11 protein-coding genes, 1 tRNA gene and 3 rRNA genes are annotated in these 16,656 nt (G+C 52.2%); 8 read left to right on the top strand and 7 right to left on the bottom strand.

Annotated features, from left to right (window positions below):
• Positions 1 to 4: 4 nt before the first annotated feature.
• From ACQG19_RS22555 to ACQG19_RS22540, 4 genes are read left to right on the top strand one after another with little or no spacing between them, the layout of a single operon-like run.
• Positions 5 to 559 carry a DNA topoisomerase family protein gene (locus ACQG19_RS22555; RefSeq protein ID WP_222169280.1) on the top strand — a complete coding sequence of 185 codons (555 nt, stop codon included), beginning with the start codon at positions 5 to 7 and terminating at the stop codon, positions 557 to 559.
• Positions 552 to 1,124, top strand: coding sequence for an L-threonylcarbamoyladenylate synthase type 1 TsaC (gene tsaC, locus ACQG19_RS22550; protein WP_097536356.1), 573 nt, complete (start codon positions 552 to 554; stop codon positions 1,122 to 1,124). Before ACQG19_RS22555 ends, tsaC begins: the two co-directional genes overlap by 8 nt.
• 4 nt (positions 1,125 to 1,128) lie before the next feature.
• Positions 1,129 to 1,947 carry a shikimate dehydrogenase gene (gene aroE, locus ACQG19_RS22545; RefSeq protein ID WP_222169281.1) on the top strand — a complete coding sequence of 273 codons (819 nt, stop codon included), beginning with the start codon at positions 1,129 to 1,131 and terminating at the stop codon, positions 1,945 to 1,947.
• Positions 1,944 to 2,192 carry a DUF1488 domain-containing protein gene (locus ACQG19_RS22540; RefSeq protein WP_038420723.1) on the top strand — a complete coding sequence of 83 codons (249 nt, stop codon included), beginning with the start codon at positions 1,944 to 1,946 and terminating at the stop codon, positions 2,190 to 2,192. The genes aroE and ACQG19_RS22540 overlap by 4 nt, the downstream gene beginning before the upstream one ends.
• Here the strand turns inward: ACQG19_RS22540 and ACQG19_RS22535 are convergent.
• Positions 2,168 to 2,722 carry a gamma carbonic anhydrase family protein gene (locus ACQG19_RS22535; RefSeq protein WP_061772527.1) on the bottom strand — a complete coding sequence of 185 codons (555 nt, stop codon included), beginning with the start codon at positions 2,720 to 2,722 and terminating at the stop codon, positions 2,168 to 2,170. The two genes, ACQG19_RS22540 and ACQG19_RS22535, sit on opposite strands and share 25 nt — an antisense overlap.
• Positions 2,723 to 3,196: 474 nt before the next feature.
• Between ACQG19_RS22535 and ACQG19_RS22530 the strand changes: the two genes are divergently transcribed.
• The 4 genes from ACQG19_RS22530 to rrf all read left to right on the top strand — a co-directional run bounded on the left by ACQG19_RS22530 (position 3,197) and on the right by rrf (position 8,286).
• Positions 3,197 to 4,736: ribosomal RNA gene (locus ACQG19_RS22530) — 16S ribosomal RNA — on the top strand.
• 84 nt (positions 4,737 to 4,820) lie between these two features.
• Positions 4,821 to 4,896: transfer RNA gene (locus tag ACQG19_RS22525), tRNA-Glu, on the top strand.
• 183 nt (positions 4,897 to 5,079) lie between these two features.
• Positions 5,080 to 7,983, top strand: a 23S ribosomal RNA gene (locus tag ACQG19_RS22520).
• Between the two features lie 187 nt (positions 7,984 to 8,170).
• Positions 8,171 to 8,286: ribosomal RNA gene (gene rrf, locus ACQG19_RS22515) — 5S ribosomal RNA — on the top strand.
• Together the 16S, 23S and 5S rRNA genes with 1 tRNA gene alongside form the textbook arrangement of a ribosomal RNA operon.
• A 106-nt stretch (positions 8,287 to 8,392) precedes the next feature.
• Here rrf and ACQG19_RS22510 read toward each other — a convergent pair.
• The 6 genes from ACQG19_RS22510 to ACQG19_RS22485 all read right to left on the bottom strand — a co-directional run bounded on the left by ACQG19_RS22510 (position 8,393) and on the right by ACQG19_RS22485 (position 16,646).
• Complete coding sequence (locus ACQG19_RS22510; RefSeq protein WP_013099005.1) at positions 8,393 to 9,151, bottom strand: amino acid ABC transporter ATP-binding protein; 759 nt, start codon at positions 9,149 to 9,151, stop codon at positions 8,393 to 8,395.
• Between the two features lie 7 nt (positions 9,152 to 9,158).
• Positions 9,159 to 10,262, bottom strand: a complete 1,104-nt coding sequence (locus ACQG19_RS22505) for an amino acid ABC transporter permease (RefSeq protein WP_155023023.1) — start codon at positions 10,260 to 10,262, stop codon at positions 9,159 to 9,161.
• 9 nt (positions 10,263 to 10,271) lie between these two features.
• The gene (locus ACQG19_RS22500) at positions 10,272 to 11,453 is read right to left on the bottom strand and encodes an amino acid ABC transporter permease (protein ID WP_013099003.1); all 1,182 of its coding nucleotides are present in this window, start codon (positions 11,451 to 11,453) and stop codon (positions 10,272 to 10,274) included.
• Between the two features lie 67 nt (positions 11,454 to 11,520).
• Positions 11,521 to 12,546, bottom strand: a complete 1,026-nt coding sequence (locus ACQG19_RS22495) for an amino acid ABC transporter substrate-binding protein (protein WP_013099002.1) — start codon at positions 12,544 to 12,546, stop codon at positions 11,521 to 11,523.
• A gap of 471 nt (positions 12,547 to 13,017) precedes the next feature.
• Positions 13,018 to 13,239: a lipoprotein gene (locus ACQG19_RS22490; protein ID WP_013099001.1), complete on the bottom strand. Its 222-nt coding sequence runs from the start codon at positions 13,237 to 13,239 to the stop codon at positions 13,018 to 13,020.
• A 293-nt stretch (positions 13,240 to 13,532) separates the two neighbouring features.
• Complete coding sequence (locus tag ACQG19_RS22485; RefSeq protein ID WP_045293528.1) at positions 13,533 to 16,646, bottom strand: efflux RND transporter permease subunit; 3,114 nt, start codon at positions 16,644 to 16,646, stop codon at positions 13,533 to 13,535.
• Between the last annotated feature and the right edge of the window lie 10 nt (positions 16,647 to 16,656).

Genomic DNA, 16,656 nt, shown 5'->3' with positions numbered 1-16,656 from the left:
TGTTATGGCCAAATCAGCACTGTTCACGGTGCATAAAAACGAGCCCTGCCCACAGTGCGGGGCTGAACTTGTCATTCGGTCCGGGAAACACGGTCCGTTTCTCGGTTGTTCACACTATCCGGAATGTGATTATGTTCGTCCCCTGAAAAGCCAGGCGGACGGACATATCGTTAAAATTCTGGAGGGGCAGCTTTGCCCGAAGTGTGGAGGCGAACTGGCGTTACGGCAGGGCCGTTTTGGTATGTTCATTGGTTGCAGTCGCTATCCTGAATGTGAACATACGGAACAAATTGATAAGCCAGATGAAACGGCAATCGCCTGCCCCCAGTGCCAGCGCGGACAACTGGTACAGCGTCGTTCTCGTTTTGGTAAAATCTTCCATTCCTGCGATCGTTATCCTGAATGCCAGTTCGTTATCAATTTCAAACCGGTAGCGGGTACCTGCCCTCATTGCGATTATCCGTTACTTATAGAGAAGAAAACGGCGCAAGGTATGAAACGCTTTTGCGCCAGTAAACAATGTGGAAAGCCGGTTTCGGCGGATGAAATCAGTGAATAATAACCTGCCAACAGGATCCATTGCGCACGCAGTGGAGGTCCTGAAAAATGAAGAAGTCATCGCCTATCCAACAGAAGCTGTCTTTGGGGTCGGTTGCGATCCTGACAGCGAGACAGCTGTGAATCGCTTACTTACGCTAAAACAGAGACCTGTCGAAAAAGGATTGATTTTGATCGCTGCTAATTATGAGCAGCTTAAACCTTATATTGATGATTCCATGCTCACGCCAGCACAACGGGATACCATCTTTTCGGCGTGGCCAGGGCCGGTGACCTTTGTTTTCCCGGCGCAGCCAACTACGCCACGCTGGTTAACAGGGCGTTTCGATTCCCTCGCTGTCCGTGTCACCGATCATCCGCTGGTAGTAGAGCTATGTCTGGCGTTTGGTAAACCGCTGGTCTCAACCAGTGCCAACCTTACCGGGCTGCCTCCTTGCCGGAGCACCGAAGAGGTGCTGGCGCAGTTCGGGAATGACTTCCCGGTAGCCGTCGGTGAAACCGGAGGTCGTCTTAATCCGTCGGAAATCCGCGACGCCTTGACCGGCGAACGTTTTCGCCAGGGGTAATATGATGGAAACCTATGCCGTTTTTGGTAATCCGATCGCTCACAGCAAGTCGCCGTTGATCCATCAGCAGTTTGCTGAACAACTGCTGATTGATCATCCCTATGGTCGGGTGCTGGCACCAGTTGATGCCTTTGTTACCACCCTGAATGCTTTTTTTGACGCGGGTGGTAAAGGTGCCAATGTGACGGTGCCTTTTAAAGAAGAAGCCTTTGAACGTGCGGATGAATTAACTGAGCGCGCGTCTCTTGCGGGTGCCGTGAATACGCTTAAACGGCTGGAGGATGGTCGCCTTCTGGGTGACAACACTGACGGAATCGGCTTACTTAGCGATCTTGAAAGACTCTCATTTATCAAACCCGGGTTCCGGGTTCTGTTGATTGGTGCTGGTGGGGCATCGCGAGGCGTACTGTTACCGCTCCTTTCACTGGATTGTGCAGTGACCATTACCAATCGCACCTTTTCCCGGGCGGAAGCGTTGGCGGCGTTGTTTGCACATACTGGCAGCGTGAGCGCGGTGGCTCTTGATGATCTTATCCACCATGAATTTGATCTTATCATTAATGCCACGTCCAGCGGCATTGGCGGGGAAGTACCGGCGATCCCGTCCTCTTTGGTAAACAGCCACCTCTATTGCTACGACATGTTTTATCAGAAAGGGAAAACTCCCTTCCTCAGCTGGTGTGAACAACACGGCGCGAAACAGCTGGCTGATGGCCTGGGCATGCTGGTGGGGCAGGCTGCGCATGCAGTTTTGCTCTGGCACGGTGTATTACCTGATGTCGAACCTGTCATTGAAAAGCTGAAACAGGAACTTACGGCGTGAACCAGGCGATTCACTTTCCCGACAGAGAACAGTGGGATGAGAGTAAGCAAGCAGTCTGTTTCCCGGTGCTCGTGCATGGGATGCAACTGACATGTGCCATTAGCGGTGAAACGCTCAAGCGCCGCTTTGGTGGCTCAAATCCATTAGAGGTGTTCTGCGAAAATCGCTGGGATCTTGAAGAAGAAGCCAGCGATTTGATCCGCGATCAGCAGGAAGACGATCAGGGCTGGGTCTGGCTGTCCTGATCCAGATACTCATCTTTCCATTTCACGTAATTATTCGCTGAATATTTCAGACCTTCTCTTTCCGCTTCTGTTAAGGGGCGGATCTGCTTTACCGGGCTGCCTAAATAGAGATAGCCGCTTTCGAGCCGTTTATGTTGAGGGACAAGACTTCCGGCACCAATCATCACATCATCTTCTACGATGACACCATCCAGCAGGATCGATCCCATGCCAACCAGCACCCGGTTTCCGATAGTGCAGCCGTGAAGCATGACTTTATGGCCGACGGTAACATCTTCTCCTATAACAAGTGGATTGCCGTCCGGGTTATATGAGGATTTGTGGGTGACATGCAGCACGCTGCCATCCTGAATATTAGTGCGTGCGCCAATTGCCACATAGTTAACGTCTCCCCTGATCGCAACGAGCGGCCAGATGCTGACATCTTCGGCCATTCGGACATCGCCAATGACCACACTGCTGGCATCGATCATCACGCGATCGCCTTTTTGTGGAAACAGATCTTTATACGGACGTAGTACTGCAGACATATCTACCTCGACAGATGAGCGCTATACAGAAGACTTTGATCATATTTTTGGATCGAGGCAAGGCAAAATACGTCAATATTTAAGCAGATCGGGCGGGATTTCAGCGAAAAGCGCGGAAAATCATCAGTCAGAAAAAAAGATCTAAAAAATACTTGTGCTAAAAAATGGGATCCCTATAATGCGCCTCCATCGACACGGCGGATGTGAATCACTTCACAAACAACCCGGTCGGTTGAAGAGAAAAAATCCTGAAATTCAGGGTTGACTCTGAAAGAGGAAAGCGTAATATACGCCACCTCGCGACAGAGCGCTGAAGCGCGTCGCAACTGCTCTTTAACAATTTATCAGACAATCTGTGTGGGCACTCAAAGTGACATGGATTCTTAACGTCGCAAGACGAAAAATGAATACCAAGTCTCAACGAGTGAACACGTAATTCATTACGAAGTTTAATTCATTGAGCATCAAACTTTTAAATTGAAGAGTTTGATCATGGCTCAGATTGAACGCTGGCGGCAGGCCTAACACATGCAAGTCGAACGGTAGCACAGAGAGCTTGCTCTCGGGTGACGAGTGGCGGACGGGTGAGTAATGTCTGGGAAACTGCCTGATGGAGGGGGATAACTACTGGAAACGGTAGCTAATACCGCATAACGTCGCAAGACCAAAGAGGGGGACCTTCGGGCCTCTTGCCATCAGATGTGCCCAGATGGGATTAGCTAGTAGGTGGGGTAACGGCTCACCTAGGCGACGATCCCTAGCTGGTCTGAGAGGATGACCAGCCACACTGGAACTGAGACACGGTCCAGACTCCTACGGGAGGCAGCAGTGGGGAATATTGCACAATGGGCGCAAGCCTGATGCAGCCATGCCGCGTGTATGAAGAAGGCCTTCGGGTTGTAAAGTACTTTCAGCGGGGAGGAAGGTGTTGTGGTTAATAACCACAGCAATTGACGTTACCCGCAGAAGAAGCACCGGCTAACTCCGTGCCAGCAGCCGCGGTAATACGGAGGGTGCAAGCGTTAATCGGAATTACTGGGCGTAAAGCGCACGCAGGCGGTCTGTCAAGTCGGATGTGAAATCCCCGGGCTCAACCTGGGAACTGCATTCGAAACTGGCAGGCTGGAGTCTTGTAGAGGGGGGTAGAATTCCAGGTGTAGCGGTGAAATGCGTAGAGATCTGGAGGAATACCGGTGGCGAAGGCGGCCCCCTGGACAAAGACTGACGCTCAGGTGCGAAAGCGTGGGGAGCAAACAGGATTAGATACCCTGGTAGTCCACGCCGTAAACGATGTCGATTTGGAGGTTGTGCCCTTGAGGCGTGGCTTCCGGAGCTAACGCGTTAAATCGACCGCCTGGGGAGTACGGCCGCAAGGTTAAAACTCAAATGAATTGACGGGGGCCCGCACAAGCGGTGGAGCATGTGGTTTAATTCGATGCAACGCGAAGAACCTTACCTGGTCTTGACATCCACAGAACTTTCCAGAGATGGATTGGTGCCTTCGGGAACTGTGAGACAGGTGCTGCATGGCTGTCGTCAGCTCGTGTTGTGAAATGTTGGGTTAAGTCCCGCAACGAGCGCAACCCTTATCCTTTGTTGCCAGCGGTCCGGCCGGGAACTCAAAGGAGACTGCCAGTGATAAACTGGAGGAAGGTGGGGATGACGTCAAGTCATCATGGCCCTTACGACCAGGGCTACACACGTGCTACAATGGCGCATACAAAGAGAAGCGACCTCGCGAGAGCAAGCGGACCTCATAAAGTGCGTCGTAGTCCGGATTGGAGTCTGCAACTCGACTCCATGAAGTCGGAATCGCTAGTAATCGTAGATCAGAATGCTACGGTGAATACGTTCCCGGGCCTTGTACACACCGCCCGTCACACCATGGGAGTGGGTTGCAAAAGAAGTAGGTAGCTTAACCTTCGGGAGGGCGCTTACCACTTTGTGATTCATGACTGGGGTGAAGTCGTAACAAGGTAACCGTAGGGGAACCTGCGGTTGGATCACCTCCTTACCTTAAAGAACCTGCCTTTGCAGTGCTCACACAGATTGTCTGATGAAAAGTAAATAGCAAGGCGTCTTGCGATTGAGACTGTACGTCCCCTTCGTCTAGAGGCCCAGGACACCGCCCTTTCACGGCGGTAACAGGGGTTCGAATCCCCTAGGGGACGCCACTTGCTGGTTCGTGAGTGAAAGTCACCTGCCGTCATATCTCAAAACTGACTTGCGAGTCATGTTTGAGATATTTGCTCTTTAAAAATCTGGATCAAGCTGAAAATTGAAACGACACATCTTTAATGGTGTGTTCGAGTCTCTCAAATTTTCGCAATCAGAAGTGAAACATCTTCGGGTTGTGAGGTTAAGCGACTAAGCGTACACGGTGGATGCCCTGGCAGTCAGAGGCGATGAAGGACGTGCTAATCTGCGAAAAGCGCCGGCGAGGTGATATGAACCCTTGACCCGGCGATGTCCGAATGGGGAAACCCAGTGTGATTCGTCACACTATCGTTAACTGAATACATAGGTTAACGAGGCGAACCGGGGGAACTGAAACATCTAAGTACCCCGAGGAAAAGAAATCAACCGAGATTCCCCCAGTAGCGGCGAGCGAACGGGGAGCAGCCCAGAGTCTGAATCAGCTTGTGTGTTAGTGGAAGCGTCTGGAAAGTCGCACGGTACAGGGTGAAAGTCCCGTACACGAAAATGCACAGGCTGTGAACTCGAAGAGTAGGGCGGGACACGTGGTATCCTGTCTGAATATGGGGGGACCATCCTCCAAGGCTAAATACTCCTGACTGACCGATAGTGAACCAGTACCGTGAGGGAAAGGCGAAAAGAACCCCGGCGAGGGGAGTGAAAAAGAACCTGAAACCGTGTACGTACAAGCAGTGGGAGCACCTTCGTGGTGTGACTGCGTACCTTTTGTATAATGGGTCAGCGACTTATATTCTGTAGCAAGGTTAACCGTATAGGGGAGCCGAAGGGAAACCGAGTCTTAACTGGGCGTTAAGTTGCAGGGTATAGACCCGAAACCCGGTGATCTAGCCATGGGCAGGTTGAAGGTTGGGTAACACTAACTGGAGGACCGAACCGACTAATGTTGAAAAATTAGCGGATGACCTGTGGCTGGGGGTGAAAGGCCAATCAAACCGGGAGATAGCTGGTTCTCCCCGAAAGCTATTTAGGTAGCGCCTCGTGAACTCATCTTCGGGGGTAGAGCACTGTTTCGGCTAGGGGGCCATCCCGGCTTACCAACCCGATGCAAACTACGAATACCGAAGAATGTTATCACGGGAGACACACGGCGGGTGCTAACGTCCGTCGTGAAGAGGGAAACAACCCAGACCGCCAGCTAAGGTCCCAAAGTCATGGTTAAGTGGGAAACGATGTGGGAAGGCCCAGACAGCCAGGATGTTGGCTTAGAAGCAGCCATCATTTAAAGAAAGCGTAATAGCTCACTGGTCGAGTCGGCCTGCGCGGAAGATGTAACGGGGCTAAACCATGCACCGAAGCTGCGGCAGCGACACTATGTGTTGTTGGGTAGGGGAGCGTTCTGTAAGCCGTTGAAGGTGGCCTGTGAGGGTTGCTGGAGGTATCAGAAGTGCGAATGCTGACATAAGTAACGATAAAGCGGGTGAAAAGCCCGCTCGCCGGAAGACCAAGGGTTCCTGTCCAACGTTAATCGGGGCAGGGTGAGTCGACCCCTAAGGCGAGGCCGAAAGGCGTAGTCGATGGGAAACAGGTTAATATTCCTGTACTTGGTGTTACTGCGAAGGGGGGACGGAGAAGGCTATGTTAGCCGGGCGACGGTTGTCCCGGTTTAAGCATGTAGGCGGAGGTTCCAGGTAAATCCGGTACCTTTTAACGCTGAGGTGTGATGACGAGGCACTACGGTGCTGAAGTAACAAATGCCCTGCTTCCAGGAAAAGCCTCTAAGCATCAGGTAACACGAAATCGTACCCCAAACCGACACAGGTGGTCAGGTAGAGAATACCAAGGCGCTTGAGAGAACTCGGGTGAAGGAACTAGGCAAAATGGTGCCGTAACTTCGGGAGAAGGCACGCTGATATGTAGGTGAAGCCCCTGCGGGTGGAGCTGAAATCAGTCGAAGATACCAGCTGGCTGCAACTGTTTATTAAAAACACAGCACTGTGCAAACACGAAAGTGGACGTATACGGTGTGACGCCTGCCCGGTGCCGGAAGGTTAATTGATGGGGTTAGCGGTAACGCGAAGCTCTTGATCGAAGCCCCGGTAAACGGCGGCCGTAACTATAACGGTCCTAAGGTAGCGAAATTCCTTGTCGGGTAAGTTCCGACCTGCACGAATGGCGTAATGATGGCCAGGCTGTCTCCACCCGAGACTCAGTGAAATTGAACTCGCTGTGAAGATGCAGTGTACCCGCGGCAAGACGGAAAGACCCCGTGAACCTTTACTATAGCTTGACACTGAACACTGGTCCTTGATGTGTAGGATAGGTGGGAGGCTTTGAAGCGTGGACGCCAGTCTGCGTGGAGCCATCCTTGAAATACCACCCTTTAATGGCTGGTGTTCTAACGTAGACCCGTTACCCGGGTTGCGGACAGTGTCTGGTGGGTAGTTTGACTGGGGCGGTCTCCTCCCAAAGAGTAACGGAGGAGCACGAAGGTTAGCTAATCCTGGTCGGACATCAGGAGGTTAGTGCAATGGCATAAGCTAGCTTGACTGCGAGAGTGACGGCTCGAGCAGGTGCGAAAGCAGGTCATAGTGATCCGGTGGTTCTGAATGGAAGGGCCATCGCTCAACGGATAAAAGGTACTCCGGGGATAACAGGCTGATACCGCCCAAGAGTTCATATCGACGGCGGTGTTTGGCACCTCGATGTCGGCTCATCACATCCTGGGGCTGAAGTAGGTCCCAAGGGTATGGCTGTTCGCCATTTAAAGTGGTACGCGAGCTGGGTTTAGAACGTCGTGAGACAGTTCGGTCCCTATCTGCCGTGGGCGCTGGAGAATTGAGGGGGGCTGCTCCTAGTACGAGAGGACCGGAGTGGACGCATCACTGGTGTTCGGGTTGTCATGCCAATGGCACTGCCCGGTAGCTAAATGCGGAAGAGATAAGTGCTGAAAGCATCTAAGCACGAAACTTGCCCCGAGATGAGTTCTCCCTGAGACTTAAAGTCTCCTGAAGGAACGTTGAAGACGACGACGTTGATAGGTCGGGTGTGTAAGCGCAGCGATGCGTTGAGCTAACCGATACTAATGAACCGTGAGGCTTAACCTTACAACGCCGAAGGTGTTTTGGCGAAGAGACAGATTTTCAGCTTTGATTCAGAGTCCGAAGGATTTTGCGCTGAGACAAGGCGGCAAGCGAAGGAAAGGAAGGAGCATACTGAGGTATGTGACTGACTTTACGAGAGCAGCCAACGCAGTATCAGCCCAAAAGACACAGGACAGAGCACAGGAATTTGCCTGGCGGCTTTAGCGCGGTGGTCCCACCTGACCCCATGCCGAACTCAGAAGTGAAACGCCGTAGCGCCGATGGTAGTGTGGGGTCTCCCCATGTGAGAGTAGGGAACTGCCAGACATCAAACAAGTGAAAAGGCCATCCGAAAGGATGGCCTTTTTGCATTTCTACACGGCACACAGCGTAGGCCGGGTACGGCGAAGCCGCCACCCGGCATAACAAACGACTAGTGAATCACCTGTGACAGGAATGCTTGCGTGCGTTCTGACTTCGGATGCGCAAAGAACTCATCCGGTGGCGCCTGTTCAACAATCTCTCCGCGATCCATAAAGATCACCCGGTCAGCCACGGTCCTGGCGAACCCCATTTCATGTGTCACGCACAGCATAGTCATTCCGGATTGCGCCAGTCCAATCATGGTATCCAGAACTTCTTTCACCATTTCAGGATCCAGCGCTGAAGTTGGCTCATCAAAAAGCATAATTTTGGGCTTCATGCACAGTGAACGGGCGATAGCCACACGCTGCTGCTGGCCACCCGATATCTGGCCTGGAAATTTATTGGCGTGCTCAGCAATACGTACACGTTCCAGATAGTGCATCGCTAACGCTTCAGCTTCCTTTTTTGGCATTTTGCGCACCCAAATCGGCGCAAGCGTACAGTTCTGCAGCACCGTCAGATGGGGGAACAGGTTAAAGTGCTGAAACACCATCCCGACTTCCTGACGCACGCGTTCGATGTTGCGAATGTCTTCATTCAGTTCGATACCATCAACAACAATACGCCCCTGCTGATGCTCCTCAAGGTGATTGATGCAGCGAATGGTTGTCGATTTCCCGGACCCGGAAGGGCCGCAAAGGACAATGCGTTCGCCCTGCTTGACCTTAAGATTGATATCTTTCAGGACGTGAAATTGCCCGTACCATTTATTTACGTTTTCAAGCGTAATCATCGCGTCGGCGGGTGTCATAGTTATTTGGCTCATAATTTCCTCAGTGCGGTGTACGCCCGGTGTTAAAGCGCTTTTCCAGATGCTGGCTATAGCGCGACATGCTAAAACAAAAGATCCAGTAGATCAGAGCAGCAAAGACATATCCTTCGGTGGACATGCCAAGCCAGACAGGGTCAACCGTTGCCTGTTGCACGCTGCTAAAGAGATCGAACAATCCGATAATGATCACGAGGCTGGTATCTTTGAAGAGGGCGATGATCGTGTTCACCAGCCCGGGGATAACCAGCTTGAGTGCCTGCGGAAGTATCACCAGCCCCTGTGTTTTCCAGTAACCGAGCGCCAGTGATTCCGCAGCCTCATACTGCCCTTTAGGCAATGCCTGCAGACCGCCACGCACCACTTCCGCAACGTAGGCTGACTGGAACAGAATGACTCCTACCAGGGCACGGATCAGTTTGTCTATCGTCGTGCCTTCTGCCATAAACAATGGCAGCATGACCGAAGACATAAAAAGGACGGTAATAAGCGGTACACCGCGCCAGAACTCAATGAAAATAACCGAGAGCACACGGACAACGGGCATTTTTGAGCGACGGCCAAGCGCCAGTAAAATGCCCCACGGCAGTGCGCCAGCGATCCCAACAGAAGCAATAATCAGCGTCAGCGTTAAGCCGCCCCACTGTCGGGTTTCCACGCGTTCCAGCCCCAGGAAACCACCGTACAACAGCACCCACACAATAACCGGATACACCACCGCCCAGCAGGCAATGTACCGTCCGCGTTGCGGCAGCCTTTTCCAGAACATCACGGCGATGGAGAGCAGCCCAATAACCAGCGCCAGATTGATTCGCCAGCGTTGTTCGTGCGGATACAATCCATACATGAACTGACCAAAACGCTCGTGGATAAACACCCAGCAAGCGCCAGCTTTTGTACAATCTGCCCGGGTTGAACCGACCCAGTTAGCCTGCAAGAAAGCCCAGTTAATGAGTGGCGGGATCAACTCCCACATCAGCCACAGACAAATTATTGTCAGCAGACTGTTACCCCAGCTAGAGAACAGATTCTTACGCGCCCAGAGAATAAAACGCCCACCTGTCGGGTTGGCAGGACGCGAAGAGTGCGACAGTATCGCTTTTGTCATCATAGTTCCTTAGCGCTCGACCAGTGCGATACGGCGGTTATACAGGTTCATCAGCAACGAGATCGCCAGGCTGATAATCAGATAGACGGACATAGTGATGGCAATGGTTTCAATGGCCTGTCCTGTCTGGTTAAGCACGGTGCCGGCGAACAGTGACACCATATCCGGGTAGCCAATAGCGGCTGCCAGCGACGAGTTTTTGACAATATTAAGGTACTGGCTGGTCAGGGGCGGAATGATGACCCGTAACGCCTGTGGAATAATGACCTGTCGAAGCGTTACCGTATGAGGTAACCCCAGAGAGCGTGCTGCCTCGTGCTGTCCATGCGGGACTGCCTGGATCCCCGCCCGAATGATTTCGGCAATAAACGCGGAGGTATAAATGGAAAGGGCCAGTGTCAGGGCCGCCAGTTCAGGAATTAACACCATCCCGCCCTGGAAGTTAAAGCCCCGCAAATGTGGGACATCCCAGTGTAACGCGGCACCAAAAAGCCAGTGTGTCAGTAGCGGCAGACCGATAATCAAAAGCGCCGCAATTGGCCATGTCTTGCGAAGCTGCCCGGTTTTGATCTGATGTTTGCGGTTATAGCGAAATAGCCCGGCAGAGAGGGCGAGCGCGATGATAATCGCGGCGATAAAAGCATATATCCCTTCTGCGAGTTCAGGAGAAGGAATATAAAGCCCACGGTTGCTCAGAAAAAACAGATCGAAGGCATCGACAGCCTGACGTGGGCCCGGAAGGTTACGCAGCACGGCGAAATACCAGAAAAAAATCTGCAGCAGCGGCGGGATATTACGGAACGTCTCAATGTAAATGGTGGACAGCTTTCGCAGCAGCCAGTTATCTGACAGGCGAGCGAGGCCAATAAAAAAGCCCAGTATGGAGGCGAAAACAATACACAGCGCGGAGACCAGCAGTGTATTGAGTAAACCGACGAGGAACACGCGGCCGTAGGTATCGCCTTCCTGATAGTCAATAAGATGCTGAACAATGCCAAAACCCGCACTGCGATCCAGAAAAGCAAAGCCGGAGGTAATACCGCGATTATTCAGGTTGGTAACCGTGTTATGAATTAAATAAATGGCGATAAGAACAACCGCAAGAATGGCAATAATCTGGAATAGCCAGGCGCGGACCGCGGGATGAGAAAAGGATAACGATCCTTTTACGGGGGAGCGGCGATGGAACATAAAGAAACCTCGGTAACCATGACTCTGGAGTGGGCACTGCGTTCACAGTGCCCGTTACAGCAAAGACTTAACGTACTGGCGGTGCGTACTGAATACCGCCGTTATTCCAGAGATTGTTCTGGCCGCGTTTGATCTTCAGCGGGCTTTCCGATCCCACGTTGCGCTCAAAGATCTCAGCGTAGTTGCCCACCTGTTTAATGATGTGGTACGCCCACTTGTTATCCAGCTTCAGATCCTTGCCAAAATCGCCTTCTGTGCCCAGCAGGTGTGCCATATCCGGGGTAGACGGTTTGGCAGCTTTCTCATCGACGTTTTTCGAGCTGATGCCCATCTCTTCTGCATTTAACATGGCGAACAGGGTCCAGCGAACGATAGAGAACCAGTCTTCGTCGCCACGGCGAACGACGGGACCAAGGGGCTCTTTAGAGATGACTTCAGGCAGGACGATCCACTCTGCCGGGTTACTCAGCTTAATACGCAGCGCGTAGAGCTGTGACTGGTCAGACGCCAGCGTATCGCAACGGCCAGATTCCAGCGCTTTGGCTGATTCATCAGAGCGATCGAATGTCACCGGGGTGTACTTCATATTATTCGCTTTGAAATAATCGGCGACGTTAAGCTCGGTATCGGTACCGGCCTGAATACACACGGTCGCACCGTCCAGCTCTTTGGCGCTTTTCAGACCCGCTTTATTGTGGGTCAGGAAACCGATGCCGTCATAATAAGTGACACCTGTGAATGACATCCCCATGCCTGCATCACGGGAGGAGGTCCAGGTGGTATTACGGGAGAGCATGTCCACTTCGCCGGACTGCAGCGCGGTGAAACGTTCTTTGGCCGTCAGTGGGGTATATTTTACTTTGCTGTCATCACCGAAAACGGCAGCGGCGACGCCCCGGCAGACGTCAACATCGATACCGGTAAATTTGCCGTTAGCATCGGCATAAGAGAAGCCAGGCAAACCGTCGCTGATACCGCACTGAACAAAACCTTTCTTTTTCACGGCATCCAGCGTTGTGCCCGCATGGGCCTGACCTGCAACAGCAAACAACATACCCGCAGCGGCCAGGCTGGCTATCATCGTCTTTTTCATAATGCATCCTGTGTGGCTAAATTTATCGTTATTTAGGTGTTTTAAACACTTTTACCCATCTGTGGCGTTGGCCGACGTTTATATAGCAAACGTAATGCCAGGTTTCGCGCTCGATGAAATAAGCGATAAGTGAACGCTTAATGCTGAGTGTAGACAGGCTTAAATAAAAGGAGCGCCCCGAAACGGTGCGAAATTACAACCTGTGCCACAAATCGGAGCAAAACTTTTAAGGAGGGTCAGAGAAAAAGAAGAGATAGTTTCCGGAGTGAATATTGGCCGGGTATTCAATAATATGAATGGGTGAAAAATCATTAAAACTGAATACAAAATTTAAAAGGGGAAGTGAAAAAGAGGTGACAGGCTTCTGGCTAAAATTAATGGTGTGAATAAATACGGGTCTTTTACTGATTTGATATTACTGCACTCATTCAAAGCAAAAGCGCGGCCAGAGCCGCGCTTTCTGAACAGATGTTATCGGGTCAGGGCAACAATACCCAGCGTCAACCCCGCCACCGCGGCAGCACCACCAGCGATAGCACCTGCTGTTTCCCAGTTATCCTGAGTGGTACCTTTCATACAGGTATTGGTATGAACCAGTCGGCCCTGATCGTCGTATACCGGTACACATGGAGAGTCGTGCGCGCATCCAGCCAGCAGCGCAGCGAGTAGTGCAACGGAAATGAATCTTTTCATGATGTTACCTCAGTATTATTTCGCGTCCGCTATAAAGCCAGGAGGGCTATTAACGAACTGGAGGTTATTTTACCACCGGGATAAGCCCACGTTACACGAGGAATAATCTCAAATTATGTTGTTTGTAAACATCGTGGAGAAAAGTGTTTCGTCAGAACGAATTAATGGAGAAATTATGGAGTAACAACGTGGCGTTCTTACTTAATGCAAACTGACTCTTTTTAACACTGCGATCTTAATACACTGTTTATCTTAAAATAAAAAAGGCACCAGAGGTGCCTTTCAGGTATTCATTACTCTTTATGGCGCGTAAAGCGTCGCCGGACGACCACAAAGAAAACGGGCACGAAGAAGATAGCCAGAAGCGTTGCGGAAAGCATGCCCCCCATGACCCCTGTCCCGACCGCGTTTTGCGCACCGCTCCCGGCGCCATGGCTGATCACCAGCGGCATGACGCCAAGAATAAAGGCGAGCGAGGTCATCAGGATCGGTCGAAGGCGCATTCTCGATGCTTCCAGCGTGGCTTCAATGATGCCTTTACCCTCTTTTTCCATCAGATCTTTGGCAAACTCAACGATCAGAATGGCGTTTTTAGCCGACAAACCAATCGTTGTCAGTAAACCCACCTGGAAATAGACGTCATTGTTCAAGCCACGTAACGCTGCTGCAACCAGCGCCCCTATGACTCCCAGCGGAACCACCAGCATCACTGAGAAGGGAATGGACCAGCTTTCGTAAAGAGCAGCCAGACACAGGAACACCACTATCAGTGAAATAGCGTACAACGCAGGCGCCTGATTTCCGGAAAGTCGCTCCTGATAAGACATTCCTGTCCAGTCATACCCGATGCCGGAAGGCAGTTTTGCAGCAAGACTTTCCATCAGCGCCATGGCCTCACCGGTACTTTTACCGGGGGCGGACTCACCGATGATCTCCATGGATGGCATCCCGTTATAGCGCTCCAGGCGAGGTGAACCGTACACCCAGTGCGAGGTGCTAAAGGCGGAGAAAGGTACCATCTCACCATTTGCGCTGCGTACATACAGGTTGCTGATGTCACCAGGCAGCATACGGAAGCGCGCATCAGCCTGGACATAGACCTTTTTCACGCGTCCATGATCGATAAAGTCATTTACATAAGTTCCACCCAGGGCCGTCGAGATGGTCTGGTTGACGTCAGAAAGACTGATGCCCAGCGCCTGAGCCTTCTCCTGGTCGACATCCAGTTTAAACTGCGGGGTATCTTCCAGACCATTTGGCCGCACGCGCACCAGCATGTCAGGGTGCGCTTTCACCATTCCGAGCAGCTCATTCCGCGCCTGCGTCAGCGAGGTATGCCCCAGGTTTGCCTGATCAATCAGTTCGAAGTCGAAGCCCGTTGCGGTTCCCAGTTCGATAATCGCAGGCAGGTTAAACGGAAATACGAGCCCATCTTTTATCTGACTGAAGGCTTTTGTCGCGCGGCCAACAATCGCCTCAACGCTATTTTCCGCCCCCGGTCGTGCTTCCCAGGGCTTCAGGCTAATGAAGGCAATACCGGCGTTCTGGCCCTGGCCGCTAAAACTAAAGCCATTAACGGTAAAGACAGATTCAACATTGGCCTTCTCGTTTTTCAGATAATAGTTCTGGACCTGATCGAGGACCTGCTGCGTACGCGTCTGGGTCGCACCGGCCGGAAGTTGCACCATCGTCATAAATACCCCCTGGTCCTCTTCGGGCAGGAAGGAGGTGGGCAAGCGCAGGAACAGCACCGCCATACCACCCACAATGATGATGTACACCACCAGGTAGCGTCCGGTCTTGCGTAAAATGCCGCTTACGCTGTTGCTGTAGTGCTCCACGCTGCGGTCAAAAAGCGCATTAAACCAGCCAAAGAAACCGCCTTTCTTTTCGTGGTGATCGCCGGATACCGGTTTAAGCAGGGTTGCGCACAGCGCGGGGGTCAGGATCAGGGCGACCAATACGGAGAGCGCCATTGCCGAAACGATGGTCAGCGAAAACTGCCGATAGATGGCCCCGGTCGAGCCACCGAAAAATGCCATCGGGATAAAGACTGCCGACAGCACCATGGCTATACCCACCAGTGCGCCCTGAATCTGTTCCATCGACTTCTGCGTCGCCTCTTTCGGCGGCAGTTTGTCTTCTACCATCACGCGTTCGACGTTCTCAACGACCACGATGGCATCATCAACCAGCAAGCCTATTGCCAGTACCATCCCGAACATCGTCAGGGTATTGATGGAGAATCCGAACGCCGCCAGCACCGCGAAGGTACCCAGCAAAACAACCGGCACCGCGATAGTGGGGATAAGTGTCGCGCGCAGGTTTTGCAGGAACAGATACATCACCAGGAAGACGAGGATGATCGCTTCAAACAGGGTTTTTACCACTTCGTGAATAGAGATCTTCACAAACGGCGTGGTGTCGTACGGATAAACCACCTTCAGACCCTGTGGGAAGAATTGCTGCAGTTGCGCCAGCTTGCTCTTGATGGCCGCCGCCGTATCCAGCGCATTTGCACCGGTCGCCAGCTTAATCCCCAGGCCGGTTGCGGCCTGCCCGTTGATTTTGGTCACCATATTGTAGTTTTCACCGCCCAGTTCAATGCGTGCGACATCCTTCAGGTGCACCATCGAGCCGTCCTGGTTCACCTTCAGCGTCACGCGGCCAAACTCTTCCGGTGATTTCAGGCGGGTTTGCGCAATGATCGAGGCGTTCAATTGCTGGCCCGGCACGGACGGCGTTCCGCCTAGCTGGCCTGCCGCTATCTGGTCATTCTGGGTTTTCAGTTGATTAATAATGTCCAGCGGCGTCAGCTGGTATTTATTCATCGCGTTACTGTCGAGCCAGATGCGCATTGCATACTGGGCACCAAACAGCTGAACATCACCCACCCCTGTGGTTCGACTAATGGCATCTTTCACATTCGAGGCGACGTAGTCGGAAATGTCATCCTGCGAGAGGCTTTTATTGTCTGAAACAAAGCCAGCCACCAGCAGGAAGCTGCTGCTGGACTTCTCAACGCCGATCCCTTGTTGCTGCACTTCCTGCGGCAGCAGCGGCATGGCGAGCTGAAGTTTATTCTGAACCTGAACCTGGGCGATATCCGGGTCTGTACCAGACTCAAAGGTCAGGGTGATGGTGACATTACCTGCAGAATCGCTGGTGGATGACATATACATCAGGTTATCGATGCCGTTCATATTCTGTTCGATAACCTGCGTCACGGTATCCTGCACCGTCTGCGCATCTGCGCCAGGGTAGGTTGCGGTTATGGCAACCGCGGGTGGGGCGATAGTCGGATACTGCGCGACGGGCAGTTTGAGGATCGCCAGCCCACCTGCAATCATCAAAATGATGGCGAGTACCCAGGCGAAAACCGGCCTCTGGATAAAGAAATTAGCCATGACGTCGTTC

This window comes from Enterobacter cloacae complex sp. 277I4, assembly GCF_050031465.1.
In the GTDB taxonomy this organism is placed as follows: domain Bacteria; phylum Pseudomonadota; class Gammaproteobacteria; order Enterobacterales; family Enterobacteriaceae; genus Enterobacter; species Enterobacter cloacae.
Note: the sequence above shows the minus strand (reverse complement) of the source record. Positions and strands in the feature narration are given on the sequence as shown.